This window comes from Betaproteobacteria bacterium (assembly GCA_009693245.1).
In the GTDB taxonomy this organism is placed as follows: domain Bacteria; phylum Pseudomonadota; class Gammaproteobacteria; order Burkholderiales; family SHXO01; genus SHXO01.
The window spans coordinates 1-9,841 of the sequence record SHXO01000108.1; the positions used below are offsets into that span (position 1 = coordinate 1).

Sequence of the window (9,841 nt, forward strand, 5' to 3'; positions counted from 1 at the left end):
TCTTGTACATCGAAGAATCCAGGCTGCTTGGGTTTGGGTTGCTTCCTGCGTTTGTCTTTCTTCATCGGCCTCGGGATCACTTTGCGCTTCGAGGCTTTTTATCACATCGATTCCATACACACTACTCTAGAATGCTGAATTATTAGAGGCGCCCTATAGGCGCAATAGCCGTCAAACTCCGGAGAGCGAGATTCCCCCGCGAAGCCTAACGCGCTCAGGAATATGAATACCAAGGTGGCAAAAGAACGTCGCATAAGGGCTCCTGGATTCGATACCGGTAATACGCGGGACATTCTAATTTGGATCTTTGTCCTGAAGTTCGATCGGGTAGGAGATCACCGGGACGTCGCTGCTTTCGCCGAATTCAGCTCTTAACGTAGCGGCTCCGCATCCATTGCAGCTAGAGCATCCGGTTCCGCACCCTGAGTCGCTGGGCACCCGCGAGGCTTGGGGCGTGGCGGCCGCCGGCCATGGCTTTCGGAGCCAAGAGCGCGGCAAGTACCGGCGGGCCACATGCAAGGTGGCGAGAGCAACGATGGCGGCGACCAGCACAGTCTCGTTCATCTTCAGGTCATCCAAAGTGCCGTGCGATAAGTGATGAAGGAGGCCAGGTAAGCTAACCCGAAGAGATAGGCGGCCATGGCAGCCGGATAACGCCACGAGTTGGTCTCGCGCTTCACCACGCTCAAGGTGGAGATGCATTGCGGGGCGAAAACGTACCACGCCAGCAGGGACAAGGCCGTGGGCAGGCCCCAGGTGGATGCGATGAGAGGGGTGAGCGATTCGGCGAGCGCATCGCCGGTTTGCGAAAGCGCATAGACGGTGCCCAGGGCGCCCACCGCAACTTCGCGCGCCGCCAGTCCGGGCACCAACGCGATGGAAATCTGCCAGTTGAATCCGATGGGAGCGAAGATAGTTTCCAGGTAGCGGCCGAGAATACCGGCGAAGCTATAGGATATGGCGGGCAGCGTGGCGTCCGCGGGCGGGCTGGGGAATGTGCTCAGGAACCACAGAAGAATCATCAGCGACAAGATGATGCCACCCACGCGCGAGAGAAAAATCTTGGCGCGTTCCCAAAGCCCGATGACGAGACTGCGCGCGTGGGGCCAATGGTAGTCGGGTAACTCCATCAGCAGCGGCTGAATACGGTCCCTGGCGCCCGCCCGCTTGGCGAGAAAACCCACCGCCATCGCGCTCACGATGCCGGCGATGTAGAGGGCGAAGAGCACCACGCCTTGCAGGTTGAAAATGCGGCCCACGGTGGTGCTCGGAATGAAGGCCGCGATGATGAGGGCGTAGACCGGGAGCCGTGCGGAGCATGTCATCAGGGGCGCGATCATGATGGTGACCAAGCGCTCCCGCGGATTTTGGATCGTGCGAGTAGCCATGATCCCCGGTATCGCGCACGCGAAGCTTGAAAGCAGTGGGATGAAGGCGCGCCCGGATAGGCCGATCTTTCCCATTAAGCGGTCGAGCAAGAACGCCGCGCGCGGCAAGTAGCCGCTTTCTTCCAGCGCCAGGATGAAGAAAAACAAAATCAGGATTTGCGGCAAAAATACCAGCACACTGCCCACGCCGGCGAGAATGCCGTCCACCAACAGGCTGCGTAGCATGCCCTCGGGCAGTAGGGGGGCAAGTGAGCTGCCGCCCCATGCCACGCCTGCCTTGATGGCTTCCATCGGCGCTTGCGCCCAGCTAAACACCGCTTGGAAAACGAGAAATAGGACGGCGGCCAAAATAACGGGCCCCGCCAGCGGATGCAGCAGTACGCGGTCGAGTTTCTCCGTGGCGCCATGGACGTAGTGCGGTCCGGTGACGCAAACGGAAACGATGCGGCGAATCTCCCTGGCAACTTCCTCGGCCGGGGTGCCAAGGGAGCGCGGCAATCCCGTGGTGGTCTTGCGTGCCTGCAAGTTTTCGAGTGCGCTGACGAGCGCTCGCTCGCCACCGGACTTGATGGCGACGGTTTCCACCACGGGAACGCCCAGTTCCGCCGAGAGCCGCGGAATATCGATCTTCAGGCCCCGGCGCTTGGCAACGTCGGCCATGTTCACGGCGACGACCATGGGCAAGCCCAGGCGCGCCACATCCAGCACCATGCGCAAATTCAGGGGGAGGTTGGTGGCGTCGACCACGCAGATCACACCGTCAGGGGCGGATTCGTCGCTGCGTTCTCCCAGCAACACGGCGCGTGTCAGGGCTTCGTCGGGAGTTGCCGCCTTCAGGCTATAGGCCCCAGGCAAATCCAATACGCGCCAAGCCTTGCCAGTAGGGGAGGCAAAGCGCCCTTCCTTGCGCTCGACCGTGACGCCCGCGTAGTTGGCGACCTTTTGCCTGGCTCCGGTGAGGCGGTTGAAAAGCGCCGTCTTACCGCAATTGGGTTTCCCTACTAACGCGAGCGTGATGGGAGCGCTTGCCGCCGTGTTCATTCCTTGCGCTCCCCGTCCACGGCGATGAGTTCCGCCTCGAAACGGCGTAGGGCGAAGGTTGCTTGGCCGATACGCACAGCGATGGGGTCGCCGGAAGGGAATCCCTTTGCCAGCACCCGCACGTTTTCTCCTGGCAGGAACCCCAACTCCATGAGCCGCTCCACATGATCGGCCAGCGCTTGCCCGGCCGGCACACTCAACCCCGTGATGGTGGCACGGCTGTCCTTGGCCAGAGAGGCGAGGGTTGCGCCGCCTGGCCGCGAGGGCATGGAGGGGCTGTCGGTGGATACGGACATTGAATCGGGTCGATAAATGAGAACTTGAATGAAAATCGTTCTCATCTTAGCGTATTTCCTGGAGGGCTGCCGGGCGGGGCCGGCAGCCCTCATTGAGGAGGGTCGCTAACGCAGCGAAGCGTTAAATGCTTCCAGCGCGGCGGATCCGGGGCACAAGGCGTCTTCATCCAGGATGTTGAAGGGCGCCTCGACGCTCCCCAGATGCGCGTGCAGGTCCTCGGGATCGGTGTCCATGAAGAGCAACCCAGTGACGACTTCTCCGGCCGCTTGCCGCTCCTGCAAGTAATTCATGGCGGCGATGCGGTTGTGCGTGTCGTATTCAGGGTGAAGCTTGCGCAGGCGGATGACGGAACCATCGTGTTGCGTCACGTCTTGTACCGTTCCTTCGGCGAATTGGGTGGTGATGGGTGTGCGTCCCGTGATGAAGTCCAGGCTGTTGACCGCCTCGTTGTGCTCCCGCACGTAGTCGTAACTTTTGGTGGAGCCTGCGTGGTTGTTGAAGGCCACGCAAGGGCTGATCACGTCGATGAAGGCGGCGCCCTGGTGCAAGATGGCGCCTTTGATCAGCGGTACCAATTGATCCTTGTCTCCGGAGAAACTGCGGCCCACGTAGGTGGCGCCCAATTGCAGCGCCAGGGCAACCATGTCGATGGGTTCGTCCATGTTGGCGGCGCCGCGCTTGCTCTTGGATCCCTTGTCGGCGGTGGCGGAGAACTGGCCCTTGGTCAATCCGTAAACGCCGTTGTTCTCCACGATGTAGACCATGTTCACGCCGCGCCGGATGCTGTGCGCGAACTGGCCCAGGCCGATGGAAGCCGAATCGCCATCTCCAGAAACTCCCATGTAAATCAATTCGCGATTCGCGAGGTTCGCACCTGTCAGCACGGACGGCATGCGCCCATGCACACTGTTGAATCCGTGGGAACTCCCCAAGAAATAAGTAGGCGTCTTCGAGGAACAACCTATGCCGGAGAGTTTCGCCACGCGATGGGGGGGCAGATCCAATTCGAAACAGGCCTGAATGATGGCCGCGCTGATGGAGTCGTGTCCGCAGCCCGCGCACAGGGTCGAGATGGCGCCTTCGTAATCGCGCCGCGTGAACCCCAGCTTGTTGGTGGGCAGGCTGGGGTGGTGCAGTTTGGGTTTGGCGAGGTAGGTCATTGTTTCGAAGACCGAAGACAGAAGACAGATGACTGGGAACCGCGGTTGAGTAAGATCACTGTGCTACGCGGCGCAATGGCGCGACGTTGAACATGCGCAATTTCTCCACCACTTCGCGCACGATGAAGCGTGCGGTGATGGGCGAACCGTCGTAGTGCAGCACGGGGATGAGTTTCGCCGGATCGGCGACGCATTCATTGACAACGAGGGTGCGAAGCTGGCCATCGCGGTTTTGTTCCACGATGAAGATTTGGTCGTGGGCATCGATGAATTCGCCGACGTCGTCGTTGAAGGGAAAGCCCCTGACCCGCATGGCGTCCACGTGAAGGCCTTGCGCGTCCAGTTGATCGAGGGCCTCGCTCATCGCTGGCGCCGTGGAGCCGTAGTAGATCACGCCGAAGCGGGTGTTGTGCTTGGCGCGGCGCTCCACGGGTGCCGGCACCAAGCCCTTCGCGGTTTCGAACTTGCGCAGCAGGCGCTGCATGTTCTCCACGTAGTCCGGTCCGGCTTCGCTGTAGCGAGCGTCGCGGTCCTTGGTGGTGCCGCGAGTGAAGAAGGAGCCCTTCGCCGGGTGCGTACCGGGGTACGTGCGGTACGCGATGCCGTCTTGGTCCACATCGCGGTAGCGGCCGAAGGGTTTGCCCGATTCGAAATCCTCGAAGTGCATCACTTTGCCCCGGTCGTAGCGGCGCGTATCGTCCCAGGAGAGCGGTGCGCACAGGCGGTCGTTCATGCCGATGTCCAGATCCAGCAATACGAATATGGGAGTTTGCAGCCGGTCGGCGAGATCGAAGGACAGCGCGCCGAAATCGAAACACTCCTTGGGATCTTCCGGAAACAGCAGCACGTGCTTGGTGTCGCCATGGGAGGCGTAAGCGCACGACAAAACGTCGGACTGTTGCGTGCGCGTGGGCATGCCGGTGGAGGGCCCGCCACGCTGCACGTCGAAGATGACCGAGGGAATCTCGGCGAAATACGCCAAGCCGATGAACTCTTGCATCAGCGAAATCCCCGGCCCCGAGGTGCATGTGAAGGAACGCGCGCCGTTCCACGCCGCGCCGATCACGATGCCGATGGAGGCCAGTTCGTCCTCGGCCTGAATCACGGCGAATTTGTTCTTGCCCGTGGCCTTGTCCACCCGGTACTTGTGGCAATGGCGCGTGAAGGCTTCCGCCAAGGAGGAGGAGGGCGTGATGGGATACCACGCCGCCACCGTGGCGCCGCCGTAGACGCAACCCAGGGCCGCGGCGCTGTTACCGTCCATGAAAACCTTGTCGCCCACGCTGTTGGCGTGCGCAATCTTGAGGCCGGTCTTGGGCAAGTTGGCTTGCGCGAAATCCTTGCCCATGTGCAGAGCCTTGAGGTTGGGCGTGAGGAGGCGTTCCTTCCCCTTGTATTGTTCGCCGATCAGCTTCTCCACCGCCTTGATGTCGATGTCGAGCAAGGCGGACAGGGCGCCGACGTAAATGATGTTTTTGAACAACTGGCGCTCGCGCGGGTCGCTATATTCACGGTTGCAGATTTCCGTGAGCGGCATGCCGATGATGTTGATGTCCTCGCGGAACTTGGACTTGGGCAGCGGCTTGGAGGAATCATGGAAAAGATATCCGCCCGCCTCGATTTCCTTCAAGTCCTCGTCCCAGGTCTGGGGATTCATGGCCACCATCAAATCCACGCCTCCGCGCCGGCCGAGATAGCCGGAACCGGACACTCGCACCTCGTACCACGTTGGCAAGCCTTGAATGTTGGAGGGAAAGATATTGCGCGGGCTCACCGGCACGCCCATGCGCAAGATGGCCTTGGCGAAGAGCGTATTGGCCGAGGCGGAGCCCGAGCCGTTAACGTTGGCGAACTTGATGACGAAATCGTTGACGGCGGTAATGGGCTTCATGTTCGAATTCAAGCCGGTTGGGGTTCCTTGGCGGCGGCCCGGCTCCGGCAACCGGGGCCCGCGCGGGTGATTTCCAGGTAGTGTTTCTGCATGTCCCAGGCACCCGTCGGGCACCGCTCGGCGCACAGCCCGCAATGCAGGCACAGGTCTTCATCTTTCGCCATGATGCGGCCGGTCTTGAGAGTCTCCGATACGTAGATATCTTGCGTGAGATTTTGAGCCGGCAGGCGCAAGCGTTCGCGCAATTCCGCTTCCTCGCCGTTGGCGGTGAAGTTGATGCAATCGATGGGGCAGATGTCCACGCAGGCATCGCACTCGATGCAAAGCTTGGGCGCGAATACCGTCTGCACGTCGCAGTTCAAGCAGCGTTGCGCCTCGGCGAAGGCCAGCTTGGGATCGAAGCCCAGTTCCACCTCTTCCTTGATGTTGCGCAAGGTGATGGCGTTTTCCTTGATGGGCACCTTGAAGCGGCGGGCGTTGGAGATATCGTTGTCGTAGCTCCATTCGTGAATGCCCATTTTCTGGGAAATCACCGCCACCGTGGGAGCGGGCCGCTGGCGAATGTCCTCGCCTTGGCAAAACTTGTCGATGGATACGGCCGCATCGTGGCCGTGGGCCACGGCCCAGATGATATTCTTGGGGCCGAAGGCGGCATCGCCTCCGAAGAATACCTTCGGGTGGGTGGATTGCAGGGTGACCGGGTCCACCACCGGCATGTCCCACTTGTCGAACTGCAACCCGATGTCGCGCTCGATCCAGGGAAAGGAATTCTCCTGGCCCACGGCCACCAACACATCGTCGGCTTCCATGTGCACATCGGGTTCGCCGCTCGGGACCAGATTGCGCCGGCCATTGGCGTCGAATTCCGCCACGACCTTCTGGAATAGCACGCCGGTCAAGCGCCCGTTGTCATGCGTGATGGACTTGGGCACCAGGAAGTTGTGGATGGGGATGCCCTCGTGCATGGCATCTTCCTTCTCCCAGGGGCTGGCCTTCATCTGCGCGAAACCGCTACGCACCACCACTCGCACGTCCTCGCCACCGAGGCGGCGAGAGGAGCGGCAGCAGTCCATGGCGGTATTGCCGCCGCCCAGCACGATCACTTTCTTGCCGATGCTCGTGGTGTGGCCGAAAGACACGCTGGAGAGCCAATCGATGCCGATGTGTATGTTCTTCGCCGCCTCCTTGCGGCCGGGTATGTCCAGATCGCGGCCGCGCGGGGCTCCGCTGCCAATGAATACGGCATCGAAGCCTTCGCCGGTGACAGCCTTCAGGCTATTCACCCGTTTGCCATGGCGCATCTCGGGTTGCAGGCTCAGGATGTAACCCACTTCCTCGTCGAGAACTTTTTCCGGCAGGCGAAATTTCGGAATTTGCGTGCGCATCATGCCGCCCGCGTAGGGGTCGGCCTCGAATATCACGACGTGGTAACCCAGCGGGAGAAGATCGCGCGCCACCGCCAGCGATGCCGGGCCGGCTCCGATGCATGCGATGCGCTTGCCGTTCTTCTTCGCGGGCACCTTGGGCAGCCGTCCGGTGATGTCATCCTTGTAGTCCGCCGCCACGCGCTTCAGGCGGCAGATGGCCACGGGTTCTTCCTCGACCCGCCCGCGCCGGCAGGCCGGTTCGCACGGACGGTCGCAGGTGCGGCCCAGCACGCCGGGGAACACATTGGATTCCCAGTTGATCATGTAGGCGTCGGAATAACGCCCCGCCGCTATCAAGCGTATGTACTCGGGCACGGGCGTATGGGTGGGGCACGCCCATTGGCAGTCCACTACCTTGTGAAAGTAGTTGGGATCACCTGTATCGGTCGGCTTCAAATCTCCTCTCCACGGTTTTCGTCGTTCTTAATACGGCATCTTTGCGTGCCGCCGTATCTTATTTTTCCTTGGAACAGCACCAACGGGTGCGAGATGCTACGCCGAAGCTGTCGTTGTGGAAATACGTTCAAAGCTGTTTTCAACCAGTTAAATCTAAACCCATCATGCCGGTTGAACGCCGCCGGCCCGCTTGCGCCCCCCGACCCGAAGAGCGGTGCTCACCGCCACCATCAAAAATGCGCCGATGCCGATGAAGAGCCAGCCTGTGTGATGGGCATCCATCATGGCCCCGAACATCAGGGGCGCGATGGCGAGCCCCACATCCAGGCCAGAATACACCACGCCGTAGACCCGGCCCGTGGCGCCACGCGGGGCCGCGGCGCGCACCATCAAATCCCGCGAAGGGCCGGCGATGCCGTTACCGAACCCGATCAACGCCAGGACGAAGATGACCACGCCGGTGTTGAACCAGCCCGTGGAAAGCAACATGGCCAGCACGCCCGAGGCGGCGAGCGCCCCCGCCACGATGTTCTCGTGATGCTGGGTGCGGGCGGCCAGGAAACCACCGCTCAGAAGCCCGGCCGCGCTAGCACTCATATAGACCGTGATACTCATGCTCGCCGTGGCCGCGGTAATACCGTAGATCTCCTTGAGCGCGCTGGGCGCGAACACCTGTATCCCTCCCAGCGCGATGGCGGTGACGAAGAAGAACCCAAAAATCATCCACACCGAGGGCAGGGACAAGAAGCCCAGGGATAGGCCGGGGGTACCCTCCGCCTTGGCAGCGGGTTTGGCGGGGGGCACGGGTTGCAACACATCGCGGTAGGCCACCAAGAGCATGAGAACCACGATGGCCAGCGCCGCGGCCGCCAGCAGGGCGACCCGCCAGTGAAATAGAGTGCCCAGGCCGGCCAGGAATATGGGCGCCGCGGCCCAACCGGCCGTACCCATCACGCCGTGCATGCTGAACGCGTGTCCGAGCCGGGGAGCGCTCACGCGCTGGTTGAGCAAGGTGAAATCAGCCGGGTGGAACACGGAGTTACCGAGCCCCGCTACCCCGGCGAAGATGAGCAGGGACAGATAAGACTGGCTGGCCGCCAATCCCAAGGCGGATAGGGCCAGGCACAGCACACCCGCCATGAGCACGGGGAGCGCGCCCTTGCGGTCCACCACGAATCCTCCCAGGGCCTGCCCGATGCCGGAGACCACGAAGAAGACCGTCATCAGAAAGCCCAGTTCGGAATAGCTCAGGCCGAAGGCGTCCTTGAGCCAGGGAAACAGCGGGGCCAGGATGAGATGAAAAAAATGGGAGGTACCGTGGGCGATGCCCACGAGGGCGATGACTTGTGTATCCGTGCCGCGGGCGGCGAGCGTATTGTTCATTGGCAAAAGGCACTGTGGGACATGAAGCGGGCGCGGACAACCGCAGCCTGCTTGCCCGAATCATTGGCATCACCCAAGTGTTACAGTATAGTCTCCCCGGCGCATTGCTGATAAAGTGCGGCCTCATAAAAATTAAAAACGCACGTAGGGGGAGCCGTTGCCGCTCGCGGCAGTTTCCGGGCCGCAAGATCTGGGAACTGGTGCAGACTGACCCGTGTAGCGTCATTCCATATGACCATCTGACAAACGTGAACCGTAATGAAACTGTATGCCGATCCGATCACCGTAAACTGCCGCAAGGTATTTGCTGGTTTCGACCTCCTGGGCACGAAGTACGAACTGGTGAAAGTCGATTATTTTCAGGGCGAGCAGAAGTCCCCTGAATATCTGGCCATCAATCCCAATGCCTCCATTCCGGCCTTGGTGGATGGCGACCTCCAACTGTGGGAATCCAACGCCATCCTGCAGTACGCGGCGGACAAGAGCAGCCTGGAATCCGCTTATCCGAAAGATCTCAAGCAGCGCGCCGACATCAACCGCTGGCTCCTATGGGAAGCCAACCAGTGGTTCCCCTCCGCCTACATCTATCTCGTGGAAAACGTCGTCAAGCCGCTGCTGAAGGCACAGCCGGACAAATCGGTGACGGACGCCGCCAAGCCCAACTTCGATAAGCTCGCCAGCATTCTCGAACAGCGCTTGCAAAAACAACCATGGTTGTGCGGGCAAAGCGTCACCATCGCCGATATCGCCGTGGCTTCCCCCATGCACCTGCATTCCCATCAAAAGCTGCCGCTGGAACCCTATCCCAGCCTGCGCCGCTGGTATGGGCAATTGGAAGCGATGCCCGCCTGGAAGAAG

The 9,841-nt window shown here is 61.1% G+C and carries 7 protein-coding genes; 1 reads left to right on the top strand and 6 read right to left on the bottom strand.

The annotated features are described in order from the left end of the window. Window positions 1-566 precede the first annotated feature (566 nt). The 6 genes from EXR36_14455 to EXR36_14480 all read right to left on the bottom strand — a co-directional run bounded on the left by EXR36_14455 (window position 567) and on the right by EXR36_14480 (window position 8,983). Window positions 567-2,429 carry a ferrous iron transporter B gene (locus tag EXR36_14455; protein MSQ60798.1) on the bottom strand — a complete coding sequence of 621 codons (1,863 nt, stop codon included), beginning with the start codon at window positions 2,427-2,429 and terminating at the stop codon, window positions 567-569. Further along, on the bottom strand, window positions 2,426-2,725 hold the full coding sequence (locus EXR36_14460) for a ferrous iron transport protein A (protein ID MSQ60799.1): 300 nt from the start codon (window positions 2,723-2,725) through the stop codon (window positions 2,426-2,428). Before EXR36_14460 ends, EXR36_14455 begins: the two co-directional genes overlap by 4 nt. 105 nt (window positions 2,726-2,830) lie before the next feature. Beyond that, entirely contained in the window at window positions 2,831-3,886 is a 1,056-nt protein-coding gene (locus EXR36_14465; protein MSQ60800.1) for a 2-oxoacid:ferredoxin oxidoreductase subunit beta, read from the bottom strand. 55 nt (window positions 3,887-3,941) lie between these two features. After that, window positions 3,942-5,777, bottom strand: a complete 1,836-nt coding sequence (locus EXR36_14470) for a 2-oxoacid:acceptor oxidoreductase subunit alpha (GenBank protein ID MSQ60801.1) — start codon at window positions 5,775-5,777, stop codon at window positions 3,942-3,944. An 8-nt stretch (window positions 5,778-5,785) separates the two neighbouring features. Beyond that, window positions 5,786-7,600, bottom strand: a complete 1,815-nt coding sequence (locus tag EXR36_14475) for a 4Fe-4S dicluster domain-containing protein (GenBank protein MSQ60802.1) — start codon at window positions 7,598-7,600, stop codon at window positions 5,786-5,788. Window positions 7,601-7,762: 162 nt separating this feature from the next. Continuing rightward, the gene (locus tag EXR36_14480; GenBank protein ID MSQ60803.1) at window positions 7,763-8,983 is read right to left on the bottom strand and encodes an MFS transporter; all 1,221 of its coding nucleotides are present in this window, start codon (window positions 8,981-8,983) and stop codon (window positions 7,763-7,765) included. Window positions 8,984-9,241: 258 nt separating this feature from the next. On the opposite strand from EXR36_14480, the gene EXR36_14485 reads away from it, so the two are divergent. Further along, window positions 9,242-9,841, top strand: a 600-nt coding sequence (locus EXR36_14485) for a glutathione S-transferase family protein (GenBank protein ID MSQ60804.1), incomplete at its 3' end; no start/stop codon positions are given.

Bases quoted from the DNA above. Each gene is read 5' to 3' on its own strand.
- EXR36_14455 (MSQ60798.1), bottom strand. From the start codon at position 2,429: ATGAACACGGCGGCAAGCGCTCCCATCACGCTCGCGTTAGTAGGGAAA.
- EXR36_14460 (MSQ60799.1), bottom strand. From the start codon at position 2,725: ATGTCCGTATCCACCGACAGCCCCTCCATGCCCTCGCGGCCAGGCGGC.
- EXR36_14465 (MSQ60800.1), bottom strand. From the start codon at position 3,886: ATGACCTACCTCGCCAAACCCAAACTGCACCACCCCAGCCTGCCCACC.
- EXR36_14470 (MSQ60801.1), bottom strand. From the start codon at position 5,777: ATGAAGCCCATTACCGCCGTCAACGATTTCGTCATCAAGTTCGCCAAC.
- EXR36_14480 (MSQ60803.1), bottom strand. From the start codon at position 8,983: ATGAACAATACGCTCGCCGCCCGCGGCACGGATACACAAGTCATCGCC.